We start from the raw sequence: 23,484 nt of genomic DNA, 5'->3' as shown, positions 1-23,484 counted from the left end.
GCCGGGTCGGCGCGCCCGACTTGCACCGCCCTGAACAGTGTTCAATACTTGAACGATGTTCAGTGCCTTTGCCGATGACGCCATTGCCGGCCGCCCCTTGCCCCGCGAGGCCGCCCTCGCACTCCTGCGCACCCCGGACCACCAGCTCCTCGACCTCGTGGCCGCGGCGGGGCGCGTGCGCCGCCGCTTCTTCGCCAACCTCGTGAAGGTCAACTACCTCATTAACCTCAAGTCCGGACTGTGCCCCGAGGACTGCGGCTACTGCTCCCAGCGCCTGGGCTCCACGACGGACATCCTCAAGTACTCGTGGCTCAAGCCCGACGAGGTCGTCGGGCAGGCCGGGGCCGGAATCGGCGGCGGCGCCTCCCGGGTGTGCCTCGTCGCCTCGGGGCGCGGGCCCTCCCACCGCGACATCGGGCGCGTGGCCGGCTTCACCGAGCGGCTCAAGGAGGCCCACCCCGGCGTCGAGGTGTGCGCCTGCCTGGGCTTCCTCAAGGACGGGCAGGCCGATGCCCTGCGCAAGGCGGGCGTCGACGCCTACAACCACAACCTCAACACCGCCGAGTCGCGCTATGAGGACATCTGCTCGACCCACACGTACGCCGACCGGGCGGACACGGTGGCCCGCGCCCGCGACGCCGGCCTGTCCCCCTGCTCCGGCCTCATCGTGGGCATGGGCGAGACGGACGAGCAGCTCGTCGAGGCCGTCGAGGCGCTGCGCGAGATCGGCTCCGACTCGATCCCCGTGAACTTCCTCATCCCGTTCGAGGGCACCCCGCTCGGGCACATCCGCGACCTCGACCCGCGCCGCAGCCTGCGGATCCTCGCGGTCGTGCGCCTCATGTGCCCCGACCGCGAGCTGCGCATGGCCGGCGGGCGCGAGATGCACCTGCGCACGCTCCAGCCGCTGGCCCTCCACGTCGTCAACTCCCTGTTCCTGGGCGACTACCTCACGAGCGAGGGCCAGGCCGCGCGCGCGGACATCGAGATGATCGTCGACGGCGGCTTCGAGATCCTCGGCCAGGACGCCCAGGCGCTCCTCGCCGCGCTGCCGGACGGCCCCGAGCCCGGCGTCGGCGCGGAGCCCGGCACTGACCCAGTGCACGGCCCCGGCACGGCCGCCGAGGCGCCCCTCAGCGCGGACATCCCCGCGCCGGCGGGCGCCGCCGGGTCCCCGTGCTGCGGTGCGGGCGGGGACCACGGAGCGGGCGCGGCGGCCCGCCCCACGACGAGCGGGCGCATCGAGCTGCCGGCGATCCGGCGCCGGGGAGCGGGGACGAGCGCCGCACCCAACGCCTGAGCGGCGCGGCTAGACTGAGCGCGGATCAGTTCGAGAAAGGACGCCGCCTCCCATGACGAGCCCCCAGCCCGCCGCCCCGCCCGCCGACGACAAGCAGGTCAAGGAGACCGTCGAGTACGCGGCGGCCCACCCGGACGTCGAGCAGCCCTACGCGGAGCTGGGCCTCAAGGCCGATGAGTACGCCCGGATCAAGGAGATCCTGGGCCGGCGGCCCACCTCGGCAGAGCTCGCGATGTACTCCGTCATGTGGTCCGAGCACTGCTCGTACAAGTCCTCGAAGGTCCACCTGCGCAAGTTCGGCGACTTCGTCACGCCGGAGATGACGGAGAACCTGCTCGTGGGCATGGGCGAGAACGCCGGCGTCGTCGACATCGGCGGCGGCTGGGCGGTGACGTTCAAGGTCGAATCGCACAACCACCCCTCCTACGTCGAGCCCTATCAGGGCGCCGCGACCGGCGTGGGCGGCATCGTGCGCGACATCATCTCGATGGGCGCCCGGCCCGTGGCCGTCATGGACCAGCTGCGCTTCGGGGCGATCGACAGCCCGGACACCGCCCGCGTCGTCCACGGCGTCGTGGCGGGCGTGGGCGGCTACGGCAACTGCCTGGGCCTGCCCAACATCGGCGGCGAGGTCGTCTTCGATGCGGTCTACCAGGGCAACCCGCTCGTCAACGCGCTGGCCGTGGGCGTCATGCGCCACGAGGACATCCGCCTGGCCAACGCGAAGGGCGCCGGCAACAAGGTCGTGCTGTTCGGCGCGCGCACGGGCGGCGACGGGATCGGCGGCGCCTCGATCCTCGCCTCGGAGTCCTTCGACGACACGAAGCCGGCCAAGCGGCCCGCCGTCCAGGTGGGCGACCCGTTCGCGGAGAAGGTGCTCATCGAGTGCTGCCTCGAGCTCTTCGCCGCGGATGCGGTCGAGGGCATCCAGGACCTCGGGGCGGCCGGCATCTCCTGCGCCACCTCGGAGCTCGCCGCCAACGGCGACGGCGGCATGCGCATCGCGCTCGACGACGTGCTGCTGCGCGACCCCACGCTCACGCCGGAGGAGATCCTCATGAGTGAGTCACAGGAGCGGATGATGGCGGTCGTGCGCCCCGACAAGCTCGCGGAGTTCCTCGCGATCACGCAGCGCTGGGAGGTCGAGACTAGCGTGCTGGGCGAGGTCACGGACACCGGCCGGCTCATCATCGACTGGCACGGCGACGTCATCGTCGACGTGCCACCGGAGACGGTCGCGGTCAGCGGCCCCGTCTACGAGCGGCCCTTCGAGCGCCCGTCCTGGACGGAGGCCGTGGCCGCGGACACCGTGGCAGCAGCCGGCCTGGCCCGCCCGGAGGACGGGCCAGCGCTCGGGGAGACCCTCCTGACGCTGCTCGGCTCGCCCAACCTCGCGTCGAAGGAGTGGGTGACGAACCAGTACGACCGCTACGTGCAGGGCAACACCGCCCTGGCCTTCCCGGATGACGCCGGGGTCATCCGCATCGACGAGGCCACGGGGCTGGGCATCGCGATCTCCACCGACGCCAACGGCCGCTACGGCTACCTCGACCCCGCCCGCGGTGCGCAGCTCGCGCTCGCCGAGGCCTACCGCAACGTCGCCGCGACCGGGGCGCGGCCGCTGGCCGTCACCGACTGCCTGAACTTCGGCTCGCCGGAGGACCCGGAGATCATGTGGCAGTTCGCGCAGGCCGTCGAGGGCCTGGCACGCGGCTGCCAGGACCTGGGCGTGCCCGTGACCGGCGGCAACGTCTCGCTGTACAACCAGACCGGCGGGGTGGCCATCCACCCGACACCGGTGGTGGGGGTGCTGGGCGTGCTCGACGACGTCGCCCGCCGCACCCCGTCGGGCTGGCGCGAGTCCGGGCTGACGATCTACCTGCTCGGCACCACCCGCGCGGAGGTCGACGGCTCCGCCTGGGCCGGGGTGGTCCACGACCACCTGGGCGGTGTGCCCCCGCGCTTCGACCCCGAGGCCGAGGCGACACTGGCGGACATCCTCATCAACGCCTCGCGCGACGGGATGGTCGATGCCGCCCACGACCTGTCCGAGGGCGGCCTGGCGATCGCGCTTGCCGAGGCGTGCATGCGCTTCGGCACGGGTGCGCGGGTGTGGCTCGACGAGCTGTGCGAGCGCGACGGCATCGACGCGTTCACCGCCCTGTTCTCCGAGTCCAGCGCCAGGGCGATCGTCGCGGTGCCGCGCTCGGAGGAGATCCGCTTCACCGATATGTGCACCGCCCGCGGCTTCGCCCACCAGCGCATCGGCATGACCGACGCGGGCGAGTCCGAGCCGGTGCTCGACGTCACGGGCAGCTTCGCACTGCCCGTCGCCCGGCTGCGCGAGGTCCACGCCGCGACGCTGCCGCGCCACTTCGGCTGAGCCCGCTCAGAGCCCGTCGAGCAGGGCCGCGATCGACGCGCGGCAGCGGGCGGCCGCAGTGCCGCCCAGGATCGTGGTCTGCACGAGGCACCCCTGCATGAGCGCCATGACGGCGGGGGCCAGCACGACGGCCCGTGCGGCCGCGGCCTCCTCGCCCAGCCCCGCACCGCGGGCGAACCACGCGCGCAGGTAGTCCTCGAAGCGCGCGCTGATCTCCGCGAAGATCTCCCGGGCGAGCCCGGCGAATTCCGGGTCGTAGGCCGCCTCGCCCCACACCTGGAGCGCCAGGCCGGCCGTCTCGTCCTCCCCGAGGATCCGCGCGACGAGGCGGGGGATGACCACCGCGGGGGGCTCCGGATCCGCCGCCTCGCTCATCTCCACGAGCTCGCGCAGCCGCCCCTCCATGACGCGCCGCCCCGCATCGACGGCGAGCTCGCCCTTGCCCGAGTAGTAGACGTACACGGCCCCGGCGGACAGCCCCGCCTCCTTGACGATGTCGGACATCGAGGCCCCGGCGAAGCCGCTGCGCGCAATGCAGGCGAGCGCGGCGTCCTGGATGCGCCGCCGCATCGCCGCCCGGTGCTCCTCTGTGACCTTCGGCACTCTGCCTCCCATACGAACGCTCATTCTTGACACGGAACGACCCCATCATAACAATGAACGAGTATTCGTTTTCAATCGGGGGTCTCCCCCATGCCCGAAATCCCCGCCGGCTCCACCGCCTCGCACGACGTGCCCGCAACCTCGCGCCTGCACCCCGTCATGTGGCTGCGCGCCATCGGCATCGCCGTCGTCGCCGCCGCGATCGTCAGCCTCGTCCTGCTCGCCTTCAGCTGGCCGACGGTCACCGCAGAGGCGAAGAACCTCCCGGTCGCCGTCGTGGGATCGCAGAAGCAGATCGACCAGCTCGAGGACAGCGCCCCCGACGGACTCCTCGACGTCCGCGAGGCCGACAGCCGCGCCGCCGCGGTCGACCAGATCCGCCACCGCGACGTCTACGGCGCGGTCATCATAAGCGGGGACAGCCCGGAGATCCTCACCGCCAGCGCGGGCTCGCCGGCCGTCGCCCAGCAGCTGAAGACCATGGGCACGCAGATGCAGCTGAAGATCGACGCACAGGCCCTGGAGGGCATGCAGTCGGCCCTGGGCAAGATGCAGAAGGCCATGCAGTCCGCCCAGTCGGGCGCCGGGCAGTCGGGCGCCGGGCAGGGCTCGCAGTCCTCGTCCTCACAGTCCTCGGATTCGAAGTCCTCCACGTCGAAGTCGGCGGCCAAGCAGGAGGTCCCGAACATCACGGTGACGGACATCGTGCCGCTCAACGACAACGATCCGAACGGCTCCGGCCTGGCGATCGCCGGCCTGCCGCTGACGATCGGCGGCATCGTGGGCGGCGTGCTCATCAGCACCCTGGTCCACAGCCGCCGGATGCGCGTCGTGGCCGTCATCGCCTACGGCGCCGTGGGCGGCCTCGCGCTCGCAGGCATCCTCCAGGGGTAGTTCGGCATCCTCCAGGGCTCCTTCGGACTCAACATGCTCGCCGCCGGCCTCGCGATCGCCTCCACGGCTGCGATCGTCAACGGCTTCGTCTCGCTCATCGGCCCGGCGGGCATCGCGCTGGGCGCCCTGCTCACGATGTTCGTGGGCAATCCCATCTCCTCGCTGTCCCAGCCCAAGGAGTTCCTCGCCTGGCACTGGGGTGAGATCGGGCAGTACTTCGTCCCCGGCGCAGCGGGCACCCTGCTGCGCGACGTGTCCTACTTCCCCGACGCACCGCTCGGCCAGGCCTGGTGGACGCTCATCGCATGGACGCTGGCAGGCCTCGTGCTCATCGTCGTGGGGCACCTGATCGCCAAGGCCAAGGAGCGCGGCGCCCACCGCGGCCGGCACTAAGGGGCCGGCGGCCGGCTACCGGTCGCCGCGCGCTCCACCGGAGACGCGGTGGACCTCGGTCAGGCGCAGCGCCTCGGCGCGCTCGCGGGACTCGATCGCGGTGACGAGGTCCGCGTGCACGCCCAGGCGCCGGCGCACATACGGGGCCAGGGGCTCCTCCGGGTCCGGGAGGACAGCCGTCGTGTGCTCCTCGACGATGTCGAGGAGGCTGAGGTAGATCGAGCGCAGCAGCGCGTTCGGGCTCAGCTCCGCGATGCGGCGGTGGAGCTCCCAGTTCGCGCGCACGAACTCCTCCGGGTCCGCCACCGCGGCCTCCATCCGGGCCAGCGCGGCCCGCAGCTCCACATAGCCCGCGGGCGTGCCGTGCGCGACGGCGTCCTCGACGAGCAGGGGGTCCAGGGCGTCGCGGATCCGCACGGCCTCGCCCACGTCCGCGGCGGCCGCATCGAGGGCGAGCAGCGAATTGCCCAACCGGGCGACCGGGGTGGGCGCACCCGCGAAGAGACCACCGCCGGGCCCTGGGCGCAGCTCGACGGCACCGCTGGCGCGCAGCAGGCGCAGGGCCTCGGCAAACGTCCCCTTGGACACGCCGGCCCGCGCCTGCAGCTCGTCCTTCGTGCCGAGCCGCTGGCCGGGCTCGGCGCCCGCGAGGACACCCCTGAGCGCCTCGACCGCGTCGTCGATCCGCGACATCCGGTCCTCCTTCGTCGAGCCTCGGCTTCGTCGTCAAGCCCCCGCGCCTGCGCCGAGACCCGGCCCCACGGTAGTTGAACTGTTGACAACAGGGGGTGCGGGGCGCAGACTGCTATTCATCATAATCAATCATGATGAATAGCAGTCATGGTGAACAGCGGAGCAATGCACCCGCTCGGCACCGCAATTTCGTAGCACCGCCACTCAAAGGAGAGCAACGGTGAACACGACAGCAGCGCACACCCCCTATGACGTCGATGTCCTCGTCGTGGGCGCCGGCCCGGCCGGCCTCACCCTGGCGAACCTGCTCGCCCGCGAGGGGGTGGACGCGCTGACGATCACCAAGTACCCATCGACCGCCCACTCCCCGCGCGCCCACATCACGAACCAGCGGGCCATGGAGGTCTACCGCGACCTGGGCCTCGAGGCTGCCGTGCGGGCCGTGGCCACGGACAACTCGTACCTGCGCAACAACGTGTGGGCCACGAGCTTCGCCGGCCGCGAGATCGCGCGCCTCGAGACCTGGGGCGCCGGCGTCGAGCGCAGCTCCGACTACGAGGCCGCGAGCCCCACCGCCATGTGCAACGTCCCCCAGCACCGCCTCGAGCCCGTCCTGCTCGACGGGGCGCTGGCCGCCGGCGCCCAGGTGCGCTTCGACACCGAGCTCATCGCCGTCGCCCAGGACGAGGCGGGTGTGACGGCGAGGGTTCGCGACCGCCGGACGGGGGCCGAGTCCGCCCTGCGCGCCCGCTACGCCGTGGGAGCGGACGGCGCGCGCAGCCGCGTCGCCGAGCAGCTGGGCTTCTCCTTCACCGGGGAGACGGACCTGGGGGCGGCGCTCAACATCTGGCTCGAGGCCGATCTCACGCAGTACTGCGAGCACCGCCGCGGCACGCTGTACTGGATGGCGCAGCCGGGCAATGACTACTGGGTGGGCTCCGGCACGTGGATCAACGTCACGCCGTTCACCGAGTGGGTCCTCCTCGTCATGTACGACCCGGCCGAGGAGCCGGACATGTCCGAGGAGGCGCTCATCGAGCGCGCCCGCCTGACGATCGGCGATCCGGACGTGGAGATCACCATCAAGAGCGCCTCGAAGTGGTCGATCAACCACCTCGTCGCCGATGACTACCGGCGCGGGCGGGCGTTCCTCGCCGGGGATGCCGCGCACCGCCATCCGCCGGCCAACGGCCTGGGCACGAACACCTCCGCGCAGGATGCGTTCAACCTGGCCTGGAAGCTCGCCGCCGTGCTGCGCGGGCAGGCCGGCGACGCGCTGCTCGACACCTACTCCGCCGAGCGCCAGCCCGTGGGCCGCCACGTCGTCGACCGCGCCCTCAAGAGCGTGGAGGACATGGCCGGGATCTCGCGCGCGCTCGGCTTCGAGCCGGGTCAGAGCGCCGAGGAGGGCTGGGCCGCGCTCGACGCGCTGTTCGGCCCCGGCGAGGCCGCGCGGGCCCGCCGGGACGAGTTCAACACGGCGATCGAGCTGCAGAACCACCAGTTCAACGCGCTCGGCACGGAGATGGACGTCCGCTACGCCTCCACCGCCGTGCTCGCGGACCCGGCCGACGAGGCCCCACAACGCCCGGCCGACCGCGACCCCAACCTCCACTTCGAGCCCAGCGCCCGCCCCGGGGCCATGCTCCCGCATGCGCGCATCGAGCGCGAGCGCCGGGCCGCGTCGAGCATCGACGTCGTGGGCCACGGCCGCTTCGCCCTCATCACCGGCATCGACGATGCCGCCTGGCGCCAGGCCGTCGACGAGTTCAATGCGCAGGCCGCCGCCGCGGGCCGCCCGGGACTCGAGCTCGTCCAGATCGCGCAGGGCGGCCAATGGCACGACGTCTTCGCCGAGTGGGACCGGCTGCGCTCGGTGGGCGACGCAGGGGCCCTCCTCGTGCGCCCCGACCGCGTCATCGCAGCGCGGTTCCCCGCCGCCGATGCGGCCGAGGCGCGCGCCCGGCTGGGTGCGGCACTCGACGCCATCCTCGGCACCGCGCGCCTCGCGCCCGCCTGAGCCCGGGCGCCGTGCAGCCCGCGGCCGTATGACCCCGGACGTCAGCGGCCCTGGGCAGGCGGTGGCGGGCCTGGTAGACATGAGCCAGACCCGCCACGCCTACGAAGGAGCACGCATGAGCACCCAGATCCGCACCTCGCACGCGGGCTCCCTGCCCCGCAGCGAGGCCCTCATCGCCGCGAACCGCGCCAAGCGGGAGGAGGGCCGGGCACCGGCGGACTTCGGCGAGCTGCTGCGCGGCAGCGTCGTGGAGATCGTCGCCCGGCAGCGCGAGCTGGGCCTCAGCGAGCCCAACGACGGCGAGTACGGGCACACGATGGCCTCGCCGCTGAACTTCGGGGCCTGGTGGCACTACTCGTTCGAGCGCACGGGCGGCCTCGAGCTCGCCGAGGGCGGCCTCTACAACGCCACCCCCGCCCCGGCGGCGGCCGGCGGGCTGGAGCTCACGAGCTTCGAGCAGCGCCGCGACCGCCAGGCCTTCCCCGGCGCCTACCGCGACGAGGCGGAGGCCATCCATCCGCGCCACAACATCGCCTTCCCCACCATCGTCGGCCCGCTGGCCTACACCGGCCAAGAGGCCGTGGCCGCGGACATCGCGGACCTCAAGGCCGGCCTCGCAGCGGCGGGCTACGAGGAGTCCCGCGGGTTCCTCAACTCACTCGCCCCGGGCTCGGCCGCGCGGATCGGCAACAGCCACTACGCCACCGACGAGGAGGTCGTGTGGGCGTGGGCGGACGTGCTGCGCGAGGAATACCTCGCCATCACCGAGGCGGGGCTCATCGTGCAGATCGACGACCCGTCCATCGCGGAGAGCTGGGACCAGATCAGCCCCGAGCCCAGCTACGCCGACTACCGCGCCTACATCCAGGTGCGCATCGACGCCCTCAACCACGCGCTGCGCGGGATCGACCCGCAGCGGGTGCGGTTCCACACGTGCTGGGGCTCGTGGCACGGCCCGCACACGACGGACATCCCGTTCGCCGAGATCGTCGACCAGGTCCTCTCCGTCAATGCGGCCGGACTGACGTTCGAGGGCGCCAACGCCCGCCACGAGCACGAGTGGCGGATCTGGGAGGACACGGCCCTGCCGGACGGGAAGTACCTGATCCCCGGCATCGTCTCGCACGCGACGAACGTCGTCGAGCACCCGGAGCTCGTCGCCGAGCGCATCGAGCGCTACGCCCGGCTCGTGGGCCCCGAGCGCGTCGTGGCCTCGACGGACTGCGGACTGGGCGGGCGCATCCACCCGGAGATCGCGTTCGCCAAGCTCGCCTCCCTCGTCGAGGGCGCCCGCCTGGCCAGCGCGCGGCTCTGATGGCCACCGCGCCGGGCGACCTGTCCCCGGCCGAGGCGCGAGCGGAGTTCCGCGCGGGGCTCGCCGTGCCCACGGCGGGGTGGTCGGCCGGCCACGCGCAGGCCAACCTCCTCATCGTGCCGCGCGAGCTCGCGTTCGACGTGCTGCTCTTCGCCCAGCGCAACCCCAAGCCGTGCCCCGTGCTCGGCGTGCTCGACGCGGGCGAGACGACGGGTCCCCTGCTGGCCGGCGGCGACATCCGCACCGATGTGCCCCGCTACACCGTCTACCGCGACGGGGAGAAGACGGCCGAGCCCACGGACCTGCACGCGGTGTGGCGCGATGACCTCGTCACGTTCATCATCGGCTGCTCGTTCACGTTCGAGGCGCCGCTCCTGGCCGCCGGCATCCCGATCGCGCACATCGAGCAGGGCGTCAACGTGCCGATGTACCGGACGAACCGCCGGTGCGCGCCCGCCGGCCGGCTGGGCGGCCCGCTCGTCGTGTCGATGCGGCCCATCGCGCCGGACCGGGTGGCCGATGCCGTGCGCATCACCTCGCGCTACCCCGCCGTCCACGGCGCCCCGGTGCACGTGGGCGACCCGGCGGGGCTGGGCATCGCGGACCTCGGAGCCCCGGACTTCGGGGACCCCGTGGCGATCCCGGCCGGCCACATCCCCGTGTTCTGGGCGTGCGGCGTGACCCCGCAGGCGGCGGTCATGGAGTCCCGCCCGGAGCTCGCACTGGGCCATGCGCCCGGCCACATGCTCATCACGGATGCCCGCGACGCGGACTACGCCGTACCCTGACCGCCCAGGGCGCCGGGCACGCGCTGCGGCGGCGCGGGGCTCAGCGCACGTCCTTGGCGGCGAGCTGGGCGAACACCGCGGCGAAGATCACCAGGAAGACCGCGCTCGCCAGGCCCACGAGGCCCACGGTGAGCGCCGCGGCCGGACCCGCGAGGATCCAGCCCACGACGCCGAGCACGGCGCAGCCGCCCGCCGTCCACGGCATGTAGCGCGCATAGAGCATGGCGGCCCCGTGCCCGCGCCGCCACGCCTCGGGCGAGGCCCGCGTGGCGGGCGTGCGGATGCCGAGGAAGCCGTTGGGGCCCAGCTGCCCGCGCGCGGCACGGCGCGTCGTGACGAAGCAGAGCGCGGCCACCCCCGCCTGCGCGACGAGCACCACCGCGGCCGCGATTGCGTCATCCACGCGGCACCCCCTCCGGCCGGTCAGCGCCTGATCCGCCGTGGCCGGGCCGCCCCGCCCCGCCCGCGCCGAGCACGTCGAGGATCCACGCGTACTCGAAGGCGCGCTCGCGCCAGGCGTCGTAGCGCCCGGACACGCCCCCGTGGCCAGCGACCATCTCCGTCTTCAGCAGCGCATCCGCGCCCACCTCGCGCAGCCGCGCAACCCACTTGGCGGGCTCGACGTAGAGCACCCGGGTGTCGTTGAGCGAGGTCAGGGCCAGGATCTTCGGATAGGGGTGCTCGCCGACGTTCTCGTAGGGCGAGTAGGAGCGCATGTACGCGTAGACCTCGGGGTCGTGGAGCGGATCGCCCCACTCGTCCCACTCGATGACCGTGAGCGGCAGCTCCGGCATGAGGATCGAGGTGAGCGCGTCGACGAACGGCACGCCCGCGCTGATGCCGGCGAACCGGTCGTAGCCCATGTTCGCGACCGCGCCCATGAGCAGCCCGCCCGCCGAGCGGCCGGTCGCCACGAGGCGCGCCGGCTCGGTGAGGCCCGCGGCGATGAGGTGGTCCGCGGCGGCGATGAAGTCGGTGAACGTGTTCTGCTTCGCCACCGTCTTGCCCTCGTCGTACCACCGGCGGCCCAGTTCGCCGCCGCCGCGCACGTGGGCGATGGCATAGACGACGCCGCGGTCGAGCAGCGAGAGCCGCGGGACGGAGAAGAACGGATCGACGCTCGTCTCATAGGACCCGTAGCCGTAGAGGAGGACGGGCGCCGGGGCGGCGCCGTCCGCCCAGCCGGCGGGCACGGCATCGCGGCACCAGACGAGCGAGATGGGCACCTGCGTGCCATCGGCCGCGGTGGCCCAGCGCAGCGCCTGCTCGTAGGCCGCCGTGTCCACCCCGCCCAGCACCTCCTGGCGCTTGAGCACGGTGCGCTCGCCCGTGGCGACGTCGAGGTCGAAGACGGTCGCCGGCGTCACGAGCGAGCCGTAGGCCAGGCGCAGGGTGGGCTGCGCCCACTCCGGGTTCGCCCCGAGCTCCAGGGTGCCGATCGGCTCGTCGACCTCCACCTCGTCCAAGGGCCCGTAGGGGCCGGCCTCCGCCGCCGAGGCGCCCGCCGGGCGGGCGAGCGCATCCTGGGCGGGCGCATCCTGGGCGAGCGGGATGAGGCCCACGCGGGCGAAGCCGCCGCTGCGGTAGCTCAGCGCCAGGAAGCCCTCGAATGCGTCAACGCCCTCGATGCGCTTGCCCTCGGCGGTGCCGATCACGGGCCGCTCGGGGCCCGTGGGATCGGCGACCGCGACGTCGAGGACGTCGAAGTCGACGCGGTCGCGGTTCGTCGTGATGAGGAAGCGGTCCTCACCCGCGACGACCACGTGCTCGACCGCGTAGTCGACGCCCTCGGCGCGCGGCCAGACAGGCTGCGGCTGCGCCTGGGGGTCCGCGGCGTCGACGAACCACCAACCGGAGGTGACCTTCGACTCGGTCACGAAGAAGACGAACCGCTCGGAGCGGGAGAGGAACATGCCCACGAAGTAGCGCTCGTCGGGCTCGTGGAAGACGCGCACGTCCTCACTCGCCGGGGTGCCCACCCGGTGGCGCCACACGGTGTCCGGGCGCCAGGCGGCATCGACGGTCGTGTAGAAGACGAACTCGCCGCTGCGGTCGAACTCGGCGCCGCCGAACGTGTCGGGGATGGCATCGGGGAGGTCCTCGCCGGTGCGCAGATCGCGCACGCGCAACAGGTAGCGCTCGTCGCCCGTGGTGTCCGCCGCCCACGCCAGACGGGCTCCGTCCGAGCTCAGCGAGAACGAGCCCAGGGAGAAGAACTCGTGGCCCGCGGCCTCGGCGTTGAGATCGAGGACCACCTCCTCGCCCTCCAGCGTCTGCCCGTCGCGCAGGGCCGGCGGCGTCCAGTCGCCGGGGACCGCCGGGATGCGGCACTGGACGGGGTAGTCCTTGCCCTCGAACGTGCGCGCGAAGTGCCAGTGGCCGCCGCGGCGCACGGGCACGGACATGTCCGTCTCCTTCGTGCGCGCGCGGATCTCGTCGAACACGTCCTCGCGCAGCGCCGCGAGGTGGGCGGTGCGCGCGGCGGTGTAGTCGTTCTCCGCTGCGAGGTGGTCGAGCAGCTCCTGCGAGTCCTTCTCCCGCATCCACTCGTAGTCGTCGCGGAAGGCATGCCCGTGGTGCTCGCGGACCTGCGGGTGCTTGGCCGCGATCGGTGCCTGCGGTGACTCCGGTGCCTGCGGGGCGGATTCCGTGCGCGCGTCGTCAGTCATGGCACCCACCCTACGCAACGGCGCCGGGTGCCCGCGGCCGCGGGAGCGGGCCCCTTAGCCTGGCCTCACCTCGGCGGCCGGGAGCCGATATGCTGGCCGGGATGAAGACGCGCCTGCTGACCGCCCGGCCCCCCGCCGCGCCGGCCCAGAACTCCGAGCCCACCGCCCCGCGCAGCACCGCGCCCGCGCAGGACCCGGCCGCGCGCACCGCCCCGCCCACGCGCCGCGCGCGCGGGCTCATCTGGACGCTGACCGCCGTCTTCATCCTGGGCTGGCTGGCCGTCTCCGGCGTGGGCGGGCCGTACTTCGGCAAGATCGGCGAGGTCTCGACCAACGACCAGAGCTCGTTCCTGCCCCGCTCGGCGGAGTCGACGCGCGCCTCGGACTGGGTGGAGCGCTTCAGCGACAGCTCCGGGCCCCCCGCCATCATCGTCGCCGAGCGGCCCAGCACGAGCTCCCCCAGCGATGCGCGCGCCGCCGACGCGCTCGAGGAGATCACCGAGCGCGCCCAGGACGCCGGGATCGTCGACGAGGCATCGCCCCCGGTGCCGTCCGACGACGAGCGCGCCTACGAGGTCATCGCCCCCATCGTCTCCGAGGATGCCGGCGAGGGGGTCGAGACCCTGCGCGCCATCATCGCCGACGCGGATGTGGAGGGGATGACGGTCCAGGTCACCGGGCCCGCCGCGTTCACCGCGGACCTCGTCGAGGCCTTCCAGGGCATCGACGGCCTCCTGCTGCTCGTGGCCGTGGGCGCGGTCTTCGCGATCCTCGTGGTCGTCTACCGCTCCCCGCTCCTGCCGATCGTCGTGCTCCTCACCTCCGTCTCCGCACTGTCCGCCGCGATCTTCGTCATCTGGCACCTGGCCAGCGCCGGCGTGCTGCCCATCAACGGGCAGGTCCAGGGCATCCTCTTCATCCTCGTCGTGGGCGCCACGACGGACTACTCCCTGCTCTACGTGGCCCGCTTCCGCGACGCGCTCGCGGTGCCGGGCGTGGGCCGCGCACGGGCCACGCTCACCGCGCTGCGCGGCGCGTGGGAGCCGATCCTCGCCAGCGGCGGCACCGTCATCGCCGGCCTGCTGTGCCTCCTGACCTCGGATCTGTCCTCGACGCGCGCCCTGGGGCCGGTGGCCGCAATCGGGCTGGTCATCGCGATCGCGGCCGCGCTCACGTTCCTGCCGGCCATGCTCGCGCTCCTGGGCCGCGCGGCGTTCTTCCCATTCGCACCCAAGCCCGGCCGGGGCACGGCCGCCCTCGGCGTCGATCCCGCGGTCGATCCGGGCTCCCGGGCCCAGCGCGTCGAGGGCCGGGGGCTGTGGGCCTCGATCGCCCGCCTCGTCGCGGCCCACCCGCGGCGGGTGTGGCTGGGCGCGCTCATCATCCTCATCATCCCCGCGCTGTGGGCGCCGCGGTTCTCCGCCGACGGGGTGTCCCAGGCCGACCTCGTGCTGGGGCAGTCGCAGACCCGCGACGGCCAGGCGACGCTCGAGAAGCACTTCCCCGGGGGCTCGGGCTCCCCGCTCCAGATCGTCGTGGACGCCGCTGAGCAGCGCCCGGTCGCCCGCGCCCTCCAGCGCCTGGACACGGTCGAGTCGCTCACGGTGACCTCGGCGGAGATGAAGTCCGGCTCGGCCTCCTTCGAATCCGACGGCCGGCTCACGAAGGTCCCCGAGCAGGCCACCGACCGCACGCCCACCGCGACCGCGTCGGACGCGGGCCCGGGGGCGCGCCGCGGGCCGCCGAAGACCGTCACCCCGAAGCCCACGACGGTGGAGGGCAGGGTGCTGCTCCAGGCTACGCTCGCCCAGGACCCCAACAGCCCGGAGGCGTGGGATTCGGTGGCCCAGGTGCGCGACGTCGTCCACGCCGAGGACCCCGATGCGCTCGTGGGGGGGCCGAGCGCCGTGGCGCTGGACTCCAACGACACGGCCGAGCGCGATCGCACCATCGCCATCCCGCTCATCCTCGCGGTCATCACGCTCATCCTCATGCTGCTGCTGCGCTCCGTGCTGGCGCCCGTGCTCCTCGTGGGGCTGACGGTCGTGAGCTTCGCGACCGCGCTGGGCACCTCCGCGCTCGTGTTCCAGCACGTGCTCGGGCTGCCCGATGCGGACCCGTCCGTGCCCCTCTACGCGTTCGTCTTCCTCGTGGCGCTCGGCATCGACTACAACATCTTCCTCATGTCGCGGGTGCGGGAGGAGGCCGTGCGGGTGGGCACCCGCCCCGGTGTGCTGCTCGGGCTCATGCGCACGGGCGGGGTCATCACGTCGGCGGGGATCGTGCTGGCGGCGACGTTCGCCGCGCTGGCCGTGCTGCCCATCATGTTCCTCGTCCAGCTCGCCTTCATCGTGGCCTTCGGCGTGCTGCTCGACGCGATCCTCGTCCGCTCGTTCCTGGTCCCGGGCCTCTTCTACGACATCGGCCGGGCCAGCTGGTGGCCGTTCGCGCGGCGCATCCGCTGACGCGAACCCCCGCGCGGGCCCCGGCGGGGGGTTAGAGTGGGCCCCACCGCGCACGGGCTCCGCGCGCGGTCCCGCAGCAGACTGGATGTGGATCGACGATGACCGACACTCAGCACACCCCGCCCGGTGAGCCCGCGCGCCCGCAGCCGGAGGGCGGCGGGATCACGCGCCGCCGCCTGGGCGCCTTTGCGTTCGGCGCCCTCGCCGTGGCGTCGGTGGGCACGGCGACGGGCTTCTCCATCAGCTCCGGCACGAAGTCCGGCGATCTGTCCGCCAACCTCACGATGATCGCGCCCGCCGGGGCCGGCGGCGGCTGGGACGGCTTCGTCCGCGAGACCCAGCAGGCCATGCGCCTGGCGGGCGTGACGAACAACGCCCAGGTGGTCAACATCCCGGGCGCCGGCGGCACGATCGGGCTGGGCCGGTTCTCCACGATGGACGGGCAGGCGGACACCATCCTCGCCACCGGCACCGCGATGACGGGCGGCATCGTGCTCAACAAGTCCCCCGTCGGCTTCGACGACGTCGCCCTGCTGGCCCGCGTGGCGGAGGACTACGACGTCCTCATCGCACCCGCGGACTCCCCCCTCAAGGACCTCGACGGGCTCATCTCCGAGTGGAAGAAGGACCCGGAGCGCTTCACGTGGACGGGCGGCTCCGCGGGGTCCGTGGACCACCTGACGATCGCGCAGCTGGCCAAGGCCAACGACATCGACCCCGCGGCCTTCACCTACATTCCCAAGGCCGGCGGCGGCGAGGCGATCGCGACCCTGCTCTCGCACACCTCGGACTTCGCCTGCACCGGCTACAACGAGGTCTCCGACCAGGTGGAGGCCGGGCGCGTGAAGGCGCTGGCCATCGCGGCGCCCCAGCGGCTCGAGGGCATCGACATCCCCACCATGACCGAGCTCGGCAGCAAGGTGGACCTGACGAACTGGCGCGGCTACCTGGGCGCCCCCGGCATCACGGACGAGCAGGCGGGGCAGCTCATCGACATCCTCCGGCGCACCCGCGATTCGGCGCAGTGGCAGGACGCGCTGGCGCGCAACGAGTGGACGGACGTGTGGCTCACGGGGCCCGCGCTCGCTGACTTCATCCGGGACGACCAGAAGCAGGTCAGCGAACTCATCGGGGAGCTGGGACTGTGAGCGAGCACGACGAGACCGCGGGCAGCACCAGCGCGGGCAGGGCGAGCGCGCGCACAGGCGCGGGCGCTGGCGCGGATGCCGCTCGCACCTCGGGCGCTGGCGCGGATGCCGCTCGCACCTCGGGTGCGGGTGCGGAGCCCGCCCACACCTCGGGTGCGGCGCCCGCCCCCGTGCGCTGGGGCCAGGGCACCTGGTGGGAGGGCCGCTCGAACCTCCTGGTGCCGCTCATCATGGCGGCGTTCTCGACCTACCTCCTCGTCGGCATCCTCGTGATGCCCACCGTGGAGGACGCGGACCCGCCTGGCCCGCGCTTCTTCCCCGCCATCATCATGGTGGCCGGCTACGTGCTCGCCGTGCTCCTCGCGATCGCCTGCATCCGCCATCCCGAGCCGGTCGAGGAGACGTTCCCCGAGCCGGACGCGGACGAGCTCAAGGCCCGCGAAGCCGCCGAGGAGGAGGGCGCCTTCACCTCCCCCCTCACCACCGCGCTGGCCTCCTCGCAGCTCAACGCGCACCCGGAGGAGGGCGAGGCGGGCGGCTCCCACGGCCAGGTGAGGGTGCGCCGCTCGGCCGACCTGCGCCACCGCACGCACTCGGACTTCGCGGCGCTGGGCTGGGCGGCCGGCGGTTTCGCGGCCTTCGCCGCGCTCATCGTGCCGATGGGCTGGATCATCGCCGCGGCCATCCTGTTCTGGTGCGTGTGCCGCTCGATGGGCTCGCGGCGTCCGCTCTTCGACCTGGTGCTCGCGCTGACGTTCGCCTCGCTCGTCTACCTGGGCTTCGATGTGGCGCTGGGGCTCAACCTGCCGTCCGGCATCCTGGGAGGCCTGTGATGCAGTCCGTCCACCTGCTCATCGAGGGCTTCGGCCACGCGCTCACGCCCATCAACCTGCTCTGGGTGGTCATCGGCTGCCTGCTCGGCACCGCCGTGGGCGTACTGCCGGGACTGGGCTCGTCCATGGCGGTCGCCCTCCTCCTGCCGCTGACCTTCGCCCTCGATCCCACCGGGGCGTTCATCATGTTCGCCGGCGTGTACTTCGGCGGGCTGTTCGGCGATTCGACGATGGCGATCCTCATGAACACGCCGGGACAGTCCTCGGCGATCGCCTCGACGTTCGAGGGCCACAAGATGGCCCTGAGCGGGCGCGCCCCGCAGGCGCTCGCCACCGCTGCGATCGGCGCGTTCATCGGCGGCATCGTCTCCTGCGTGGTCGTCGTCTTCCTGGCCCCGCAGCTGGCGGACCTCTCCGCGAGCTTCGGGCCCGCCGAGTACTTCGCGCTGGCGCTGTTCGCCTTCGCCGCCACCTCGTCCGTCGTGGCCGACTCGGTGCTCAAGGGGCTCGCCGCGCTGGTGCTGGGCATCGGGATCTCCGTCATCGGGATCGACTCCGTCTCCGGCACGGAGCGCTTCACGTTCGGCGTGCCGGAGCTGTTCGACGGCGTCTCGCTCGTCACCGTGACGGTGGCCGTCCTGGCGCTCGGCGAGGTGCTCTTCACCGCCTCGCGCATCCGGCGCCAGCGCAACGACGCGACCGTCCGCTCGTCCGGCCGGCCGTTCCTCTCCCGCGCGGAGCTCAAGGAGGCCGCGCCCGCCTGGTTCCGCGGCACCGCGATCGGGCTGCCGTTCGGCGTCATCCCGGTGGGCGGCGCGGACGTGCCGACGTTCATGGCCTACGGGCTCGAGCGGCGCCTGGACCGCCGGCGCAAGGACCCGCAGTTCGGCCACGGCGCCATCCGCGGGCTCGCAGCCCCCGAGGCCGCCGGCAACGCGACGACGGGCACCGCGATGGGCGCGCTGCTGGCGCTGGGCCTGCCCATCTCATCGACCGCCGCGATCATGCTCGCCGCGTTCCGGCAGTACGGCCTGCAACCGGGGCCCCTGCTGTTCGACCGCGCCCCGGAGCTCGTGTGGGGCCTGCTCGCCTCGTTCTTCATCGCCATGGTCGTGCTGCTCATCCTCAACCTGCCGTTCGCGCCACTGTGGGCGAAGCTCCTCCTCATCCCCGAGCCCTACCTGTACGCGGGCATCGCAGTGTTCTGCGGGCTGGGCATCTACGCCACCTCGTCGTCCGTGTTCGACCTCTTCATGCTGCTGGGCATCGGCATCCTGGGCTTCGTGCTGCGCCGCTACGGGGTGCCGTTGGCGCCGCTCATGATCGGCATGGTCCTGGGACCGCTCGCGGAGACGAACATGCGCGACGCGCTGCTGTCCTCCGACGGCGACTACCGCGTCTTCTTCCAGTCGCCGATCGCGATCGTCCTCTACATCGTGCTGCTGGGCGCGCTCGCCTACACCGGCTGGGGTCGCCTGCGCGCGCGGAGCAACGAGCGGGCGGAGGCCGAGGCGGCGGCGTGAGCCGCGGTGCGGGGGCGTCGACGTGAGCCGAGGCGTGAGCGTGAGCGCGGCGGCGTCGGCGTGAGCGCGGGGGCGTGAGCGCGGGTCCGGGTTGTCGTGGACAATCGCCGGGTCTGGCCCGGTGCTGGGTGAGGCGCTGGGCACGGCGCTACGGCTGAGTAGCCGAAGTGCTGGGCAGGGTAATCCGGCCGCTCGGCAGTGATCGGCGGCGGGTGCCATGATCGGCGCATCATGACGGCAGAACGTCGCCGAGGAGCGAGAGACATACCTCAGTGCGACGGGGCCGGTGGTGAGGCCCTTTGGACCCAAGCTGCGAGGCACTGTGAAAGCCGTGCAGTGGAAGAGGCGCCGCCACCGGGTGCGCCCAAAGCCACTCACGAGTGCCCACGAGAAGCGCACCGACGATCCGTTTGCCCGTCCGCAGCTCTGGTCGGTTCAGCCCCGCCCGCATGCACCGACGAAACACTCCCACATGGAAAACTTCTCGATCCACAGGCTTCTAACGCGTTGCGATTGGCTTTGTGTTCGATTAGTATTCGTATACCGATCGCGATGAGGCGGTCGCGGTGACAGGGAGGTGAGCCCGATGTCCACGACAGTGCACTGCCCGTTCCCCGCGGATGACCATGACGGCCCCGAGACACCGGGCACCTCCCACGGGGAGTTCGGCCAGCAGTCACTCGCGAGTTCCATCAACCTCCTCGAGGACGCGCAGCTCGGCCGTGCACACGCCCTCTGCCGCCATCTCACGACCGCGTACCTGCGCCACAATGCCCCGCTCACGGCCCGCGACCCCGAAGCCCATATCCCCGCCGATTACACACAGCTGCTGGGCGCACTGCCGGAGATCGTCTGGATCGAGCTGGCGTCGGCTCTCGACGTCACCATCTTCCGTGCCCACACGATCGCGGGCCGGGCCTTTGGCGTGACGGCAACCATGCCTCTCGTGCACGCACTGACCGTGGAGCACCGGCTCGGCTTCACCCGGCTCGAATACGCCAGCGGCAAGACCGCGACGCTGCCCCTCGGACTGCGCGGCGAGTTCGATGCACTCGTCAGCGACCTCGACGCCGCATGGGAGTGGAAGCGCTGGAAGAAGGCCGTGGACGACATCTTCGCCGCCCTGCTGCCGCCCGAGGACGCGCTCGACGATGCCCAGCGCAACCGCCGCGTGCGGTTCTGGAACAACGGAGACGGCACCGGCTGTTTGCAGTACACCGGCCCGATCGCGGATGTGACCGCGGCTTGGCGGCGCTCAACGGCATGGGCACACGCCATCGCGCTGTCGCACGCATCGCTGTTCACCGACCCTGAGACCGGGCGCCGGTTGGATCACGCGACCGCCTTCGACGAGGAGCGCTCGATCGATCAGCTGCGCTTCGACCTCGGCCTCTTCACCATCCCGACGCTGCCCCTCGAGGTCCTCGCAGCAGACGGCAGCCGGCGCTCACTCCAGCTCCAGATGCCGACGGCACGCGGCTGGCTGCGCCGACAGGCCGCCGTGTGCGTCACCATCCCATTCCTCTCTCTCATTGGGGAGTCGGAGCTGCCGGGCCACTTCGACGACGCCTCCCCCGTCTCGGCTGCGGATGCCCGGCGGATCGCCGCCTGCGCCCCCTCGATGCGGCGCCTGCTCACCGACCCCGCCACCGGGCGAGTAATCGAAGCGGTCGCCCGCACGTACGCGATCCCGCAGGCCCTGCGGACCACCGTCAACGCGAGATGGGTCTGGTGCACGGTGCCCGGCTGCTCGCGGCGCGCAACAAGCAGCGACACGGACCACATCACCCCGTTCAACCGCAGCGATCCCGCTCGGGGCGGCCCCACTCAGCTCGACAATCTCCACCCGCTCTGCCGCAGGCACCACCTGCACAAGACCAATGGGCTCTTCGCGGTCGAACGCGTGGGCGACGAGCCGGATGGCTCGGTCCGCTGGACATTCCCCGCGCCCCTCGTCGGCCCCGTTGACGCACCCTGTTCCCACATCGACATCGAGCATGCCCGCCGCGTGGCGCAGCTGTGCCGCGGTCGCTCCGAGGAAGCCGGTCGCCCATCCCGGCGAGGTTTCAGAACGGTCGTCCCAGATGATCCCTCGCGCTTATTAGCGGCCAACGGCGCAGAACCACACGAACCCGCGATCGAGGAAGACGATCCACCGCCGTTCTGACATGTTCCATTCCATTCATGGACTGCAACACCGCACTTCCCCCTCGTCGCTTTACTACCTCGAGAGTGGATGACGGGTGCACACAGGACAGCGGAGCGATTGTCTGCAGCGGGCCAACAACGGCTGGCTACGGTGGTGAGGCCCACACACCGTCTCCCGACTCCGACTGCGCACCGTGGACACCCGAAACCGCTCCCCCGCCGTTCTGACCAGCCTCGTTCTCCTCGACCAGCGTTCCGCAGGGCCGCCCAAAACTCCACGCTCCGTACCCGCCCCCACCAGCCCCCGAGCCCACAGCCGGGGCACCCCCGGGCACCCCCGGGTACCGCCGGCGTCAGTCGAGGCCGGCCTCAGTCGAGGAGGTCGTGGCGCACGATGGACTGCTCGCGGTCGGGCCCCACGCCGATGACGGACATCCGGCAGCCCGAGACCGCCTCGAGCGCCAGCACGTAGTTCTGCGCGTTGACGGGCAGATCCTCGAACGTGCGGGCGGCGGAGATGTCCTCGGTCCAACCGGGGAACTCCTCGTAGATGGGCTTCGCGTGGTGGAAGTCCGACTGGCTCATGGGCAGCTCGTCGAAGCGCACCCCGTCGACGTCGTAGGCCACGCACACCGGAATGGACTCGATGCCGGTGAGGACGTCGAGCTTGGTGAGCACGTAGTCGGTGAAGCCGTTGACGCGCGCGGCATAGCGGGCCACGACGGCGTCGTACCAACCGCAGCGCCGCGGCCGGCCCGTGTTCACGCCGAACTCGCCACCGGTCTTCTGCAGGCGCTCGCCCATCTCATCGAACAGCTCCGTGGGGAACGGCCCGGCGCCCACGCGGGTGGTGTAGGCCTTGACGATGCCCACGACGCGGTTGATCCGCGTCGGACCGATCCCGGCGCCGATGCACGCGCCGCCGGCAGACGGGTTCGAGGAGGTGACGAACGGGTACGTGCCGTGGTCCACGTCGAGCATGGTCGCCTGGCCGCCCTCCATGACGACGACCTCGCCGGCATCGAGCGCCTCGTTGAGCAGCAGCGAGGTGTCGGCCACCATGGGCCGCAGGCGCTCGGCGAACTGGAGGAAGTACTCGACGGTCTCCTCGACCTCCGCTTCGCGCCGGTTGTAGACCTTGATGAGCAGCTCGTTCTTCTGCCGCAGCGCGCCCTCGACCTTCTGGCGCAGAATCGACTCGTCGAAGATGTCCTGCACGCGGATGCCCAGGCGGGCCGCCTTGTCGGAATAGGCGGGCCCGATCCCCCGGCCCGTCGTGCCGATCGCGCGCTTGCCGAGGAACCGCTCGGTCACCTTGTCGAGGACCTGGTGGTAGGGCGCCACGAGGTGCGCGTTGGCGGACACGCGCAGCTTCGAGGTGTCCGCGCCGCGGGCCTCGAGCGCGTCGATCTCCTCGAACAGCGCCTCGAGGTTGACCACGACGCCGTTGCCGATGACGGGGGTGACGTTCGGGGACAGGATGCCCGCGGGCAGCAGCTTGAGCTCGTACTTCTCCCCGCCCACCACCACGGTGTGGCCGGCGTTGTTGCCCCCGTTGGGCTTGACGACGTAGTCGACGCGGGTGCCGAGGATGTCGGTCGTCTTCCCCTTGCCCTCATCGCCCCACTGGGCGCCGACGACGATGACTGCTGGCATGGGACCTCATCACTAGCGGTGCTGCGGCGGATGCGCACCCGCTGCACGAACCCCTCGATCCTATCGCGGCAGCCGTCCCGTCAGCTCAACCCTGCCCGTCAGCTCTGCCCGTCCCGTCTGCTTCACCCGTCCCGTCAGCTCCGCCCGGCCCGTCAGCTCTGCCCGGCCGCGATCGCATCGAGGGCCGCGGGATCGGACTCGCGCAGGAACTTCTCGATCCGCTGCGCCTCCTCGCCCTCGCCGATCGCCGCCGAGGCGCGGCCGAGCGCGTAGAGCGCGCGCAGGAATCCGCGGTTGACCTCGTGCTCGTAGGGAATCGGGCCGGCCCCGCGCCATCCCGCCGCGCGCAGCGCGTCGAGGCCGCGGTGGTAGCCCACTCGGGCATAGGCGTAGGAGTCCACGCGGCGGCCCTCGTCGAAAGCCTCGTCGGCCAGCAGCGCCCAGGCCAGCGAGCTGCCGGGCAGGTCGTGGGCGACGTCGAGGGGCTCCTCGCCGCCGTCCAGGCGCCGCCGCGCCTCCACATCGGGATGGTCGGCGGGCAGGTACGTGGGCTGGGGGCCCAGCTGGCTCGCGTCGAGGTTGCCGATGCGCTGGGGTCCGCCGATGCTCTGGCTCATGGTCGTCCTTCCTGTCATGGGCCCCGTCGCGGGTCC

General features: G+C 72.2%; 18 protein-coding genes. 12 read left to right on the top strand and 6 right to left on the bottom strand.

Annotated elements, in window-relative coordinates:
- Positions 1-55: 55 nt before the first annotated feature.
- Positions 56-1,300: a biotin synthase BioB gene (bioB, locus tag BRM1_RS11565; protein ID WP_160952245.1), complete on the top strand. Its 1,245-nt coding sequence runs from the start codon at positions 56-58 to the stop codon at positions 1,298-1,300.
- A gap of 52 nt (positions 1,301-1,352) precedes the next feature.
- The gene (purL, locus tag BRM1_RS11560; protein WP_268526107.1) at positions 1,353-3,683 is read left to right on the top strand and encodes a phosphoribosylformylglycinamidine synthase subunit PurL; all 2,331 of its coding nucleotides are present in this window, start codon (positions 1,353-1,355) and stop codon (positions 3,681-3,683) included.
- Positions 3,684-3,689: 6 nt separating this feature from the next.
- Here the strand turns inward: purL and BRM1_RS11555 are convergent, their stop codons facing one another.
- On the bottom strand, positions 3,690-4,286 hold the full coding sequence (locus BRM1_RS11555; RefSeq protein WP_160952243.1) for a TetR/AcrR family transcriptional regulator: 597 nt from the start codon (positions 4,284-4,286) through the stop codon (positions 3,690-3,692).
- A 90-nt stretch (positions 4,287-4,376) separates the two neighbouring features.
- Here BRM1_RS11555 and BRM1_RS11550 point away from each other — a divergent pair, with 90 nt between their 5' ends.
- Together BRM1_RS11550 and BRM1_RS11545 are read left to right on the top strand one after the other, a co-directional pair.
- Positions 4,377-5,180: an ABC transporter permease gene (locus tag BRM1_RS11550; protein WP_268526106.1), complete on the top strand. Its 804-nt coding sequence runs from the start codon at positions 4,377-4,379 to the stop codon at positions 5,178-5,180.
- A gap of 33 nt (positions 5,181-5,213) precedes the next feature.
- A complete protein-coding gene (locus tag BRM1_RS11545; RefSeq protein ID WP_268526104.1) occupies positions 5,214-5,573 on the top strand; it encodes a hypothetical protein in 360 nt (119 codons plus the stop codon).
- Positions 5,574-5,588: 15 nt separating this feature from the next.
- Here BRM1_RS11545 and BRM1_RS11540 read toward each other — a convergent pair whose 3' ends face one another.
- Positions 5,589-6,266 carry a FadR/GntR family transcriptional regulator gene (locus BRM1_RS11540; RefSeq protein ID WP_268526102.1) on the bottom strand — a complete coding sequence of 226 codons (678 nt, stop codon included), beginning with the start codon at positions 6,264-6,266 and terminating at the stop codon, positions 5,589-5,591.
- A gap of 220 nt (positions 6,267-6,486) precedes the next feature.
- On the opposite strand from BRM1_RS11540, the gene BRM1_RS11535 reads away from it, so the two are divergent.
- The 3 genes from BRM1_RS11535 (at position 6,487) to BRM1_RS11525 (ending at position 10,389) form a co-directional block, all read left to right on the top strand.
- Positions 6,487-8,286: an FAD-dependent oxidoreductase gene (locus tag BRM1_RS11535; RefSeq protein ID WP_268526100.1), complete on the top strand. Its 1,800-nt coding sequence runs from the start codon at positions 6,487-6,489 to the stop codon at positions 8,284-8,286.
- A gap of 115 nt (positions 8,287-8,401) precedes the next feature.
- Complete coding sequence (locus BRM1_RS11530; protein WP_268526098.1) at positions 8,402-9,601, top strand: cobalamin-independent methionine synthase II family protein; 1,200 nt, start codon at positions 8,402-8,404, stop codon at positions 9,599-9,601.
- The gene (locus BRM1_RS11525) at positions 9,601-10,389 is read left to right on the top strand and encodes a putative hydro-lyase (protein ID WP_268526096.1); all 789 of its coding nucleotides are present in this window, start codon (positions 9,601-9,603) and stop codon (positions 10,387-10,389) included. The genes BRM1_RS11530 and BRM1_RS11525 overlap by 1 nt, the downstream gene beginning before the upstream one ends.
- 40 nt (positions 10,390-10,429) lie before the next feature.
- Here the strand turns inward: BRM1_RS11525 and BRM1_RS11520 are convergent, their stop codons facing one another.
- Both BRM1_RS11520 and BRM1_RS11515 read right to left on the bottom strand, forming a co-directional pair.
- Positions 10,430-10,792, bottom strand: a complete 363-nt coding sequence (locus tag BRM1_RS11520; RefSeq protein WP_268526095.1) for an SdpI family protein — start codon at positions 10,790-10,792, stop codon at positions 10,430-10,432.
- Entirely contained in the window at positions 10,785-13,058 is a 2,274-nt protein-coding gene (locus BRM1_RS11515) for a S9 family peptidase (RefSeq protein WP_268526093.1), read from the bottom strand. Before BRM1_RS11515 ends, BRM1_RS11520 begins: the two co-directional genes overlap by 8 nt.
- A 101-nt stretch (positions 13,059-13,159) precedes the next feature.
- On the opposite strand from BRM1_RS11515, the gene BRM1_RS11510 reads away from it, so the two are divergent.
- From BRM1_RS11510 to BRM1_RS11490, 5 genes are all read left to right on the top strand, one after another.
- Positions 13,160-15,523: an MMPL family transporter gene (locus tag BRM1_RS11510; protein ID WP_268526090.1), complete on the top strand. Its 2,364-nt coding sequence runs from the start codon at positions 13,160-13,162 to the stop codon at positions 15,521-15,523.
- Between the two features lie 98 nt (positions 15,524-15,621).
- On the top strand, positions 15,622-16,671 hold the full coding sequence (locus tag BRM1_RS11505; RefSeq protein WP_268526088.1) for a Bug family tripartite tricarboxylate transporter substrate binding protein: 1,050 nt from the start codon (positions 15,622-15,624) through the stop codon (positions 16,669-16,671).
- Positions 16,668-17,504 (top strand): tripartite tricarboxylate transporter TctB family protein, encoded by an 837-nt coding sequence (locus BRM1_RS11500; protein WP_268526086.1) that lies wholly within the window; start codon positions 16,668-16,670, stop codon positions 17,502-17,504. Before BRM1_RS11505 ends, BRM1_RS11500 begins: the two co-directional genes overlap by 4 nt.
- The gene (locus BRM1_RS11495) at positions 17,504-19,027 is read left to right on the top strand and encodes a tripartite tricarboxylate transporter permease (RefSeq protein WP_268526084.1); all 1,524 of its coding nucleotides are present in this window, start codon (positions 17,504-17,506) and stop codon (positions 19,025-19,027) included. Before BRM1_RS11500 ends, BRM1_RS11495 begins: the two co-directional genes overlap by 1 nt.
- A gap of 586 nt (positions 19,028-19,613) precedes the next feature.
- Positions 19,614-21,194 (top strand): HNH endonuclease signature motif containing protein, encoded by a 1,581-nt coding sequence (locus BRM1_RS11490; protein ID WP_268526082.1) that lies wholly within the window; start codon positions 19,614-19,616, stop codon positions 21,192-21,194.
- A 350-nt stretch (positions 21,195-21,544) separates the two neighbouring features.
- Here BRM1_RS11490 and BRM1_RS11485 read toward each other — a convergent pair whose 3' ends face one another.
- Positions 21,545-22,831 (bottom strand): adenylosuccinate synthase, encoded by a 1,287-nt coding sequence (locus BRM1_RS11485; protein ID WP_268526081.1) that lies wholly within the window; start codon positions 22,829-22,831, stop codon positions 21,545-21,547.
- Between the two features lie 152 nt (positions 22,832-22,983).
- The gene (locus BRM1_RS11480) at positions 22,984-23,448 is read right to left on the bottom strand and encodes a DUF3151 domain-containing protein (protein WP_160952231.1); all 465 of its coding nucleotides are present in this window, start codon (positions 23,446-23,448) and stop codon (positions 22,984-22,986) included.
- Positions 23,449-23,484: the final 36 nt, after the last annotated feature.

It is taken from the genome of Brevibacterium sp. BRM-1 (assembly GCF_026802075.1).
Lineage (GTDB): Bacteria > Actinomycetota > Actinomycetes > Actinomycetales > Brevibacteriaceae > Brevibacterium > Brevibacterium rongguiense.
The sequence above is the reverse complement of the archived record's forward strand: the minus strand, read 5'-3'. Positions and strand labels throughout refer to the sequence as shown.

Bases quoted from the DNA above. Each gene is read 5' to 3' on its own strand.
- bioB (WP_160952245.1), top strand. From the start codon at position 56: ATGTTCAGTGCCTTTGCCGATGACGCCATTGCCGGCCGCCCCTTGCCC.
- purL (WP_268526107.1), top strand. From the start codon at position 1,353: ATGACGAGCCCCCAGCCCGCCGCCCCGCCCGCCGACGACAAGCAGGTC.
- BRM1_RS11550 (WP_268526106.1), top strand. From the start codon at position 4,377: ATGCCCGAAATCCCCGCCGGCTCCACCGCCTCGCACGACGTGCCCGCA.
- BRM1_RS11545 (WP_268526104.1), top strand. From the start codon at position 5,214: ATGCTCGCCGCCGGCCTCGCGATCGCCTCCACGGCTGCGATCGTCAAC.
- BRM1_RS11540 (WP_268526102.1), bottom strand. From the start codon at position 6,266: ATGTCGCGGATCGACGACGCGGTCGAGGCGCTCAGGGGTGTCCTCGCG.
- BRM1_RS11530 (WP_268526098.1), top strand. From the start codon at position 8,402: ATGAGCACCCAGATCCGCACCTCGCACGCGGGCTCCCTGCCCCGCAGC.
- BRM1_RS11525 (WP_268526096.1), top strand. From the start codon at position 9,601: ATGGCCACCGCGCCGGGCGACCTGTCCCCGGCCGAGGCGCGAGCGGAG.
- BRM1_RS11515 (WP_268526093.1), bottom strand. From the start codon at position 13,058: ATGACTGACGACGCGCGCACGGAATCCGCCCCGCAGGCACCGGAGTCA.
- BRM1_RS11510 (WP_268526090.1), top strand. From the start codon at position 13,160: ATGAAGACGCGCCTGCTGACCGCCCGGCCCCCCGCCGCGCCGGCCCAG.
- BRM1_RS11505 (WP_268526088.1), top strand. From the start codon at position 15,622: ATGACCGACACTCAGCACACCCCGCCCGGTGAGCCCGCGCGCCCGCAG.
- BRM1_RS11495 (WP_268526084.1), top strand. From the start codon at position 17,504: ATGCAGTCCGTCCACCTGCTCATCGAGGGCTTCGGCCACGCGCTCACG.
- BRM1_RS11490 (WP_268526082.1), top strand. From the start codon at position 19,614: ATGTCCACGACAGTGCACTGCCCGTTCCCCGCGGATGACCATGACGGC.
- BRM1_RS11485 (WP_268526081.1), bottom strand. From the start codon at position 22,831: ATGCCAGCAGTCATCGTCGTCGGCGCCCAGTGGGGCGATGAGGGCAAG.
- BRM1_RS11480 (WP_160952231.1), bottom strand. From the start codon at position 23,448: ATGAGCCAGAGCATCGGCGGACCCCAGCGCATCGGCAACCTCGACGCG.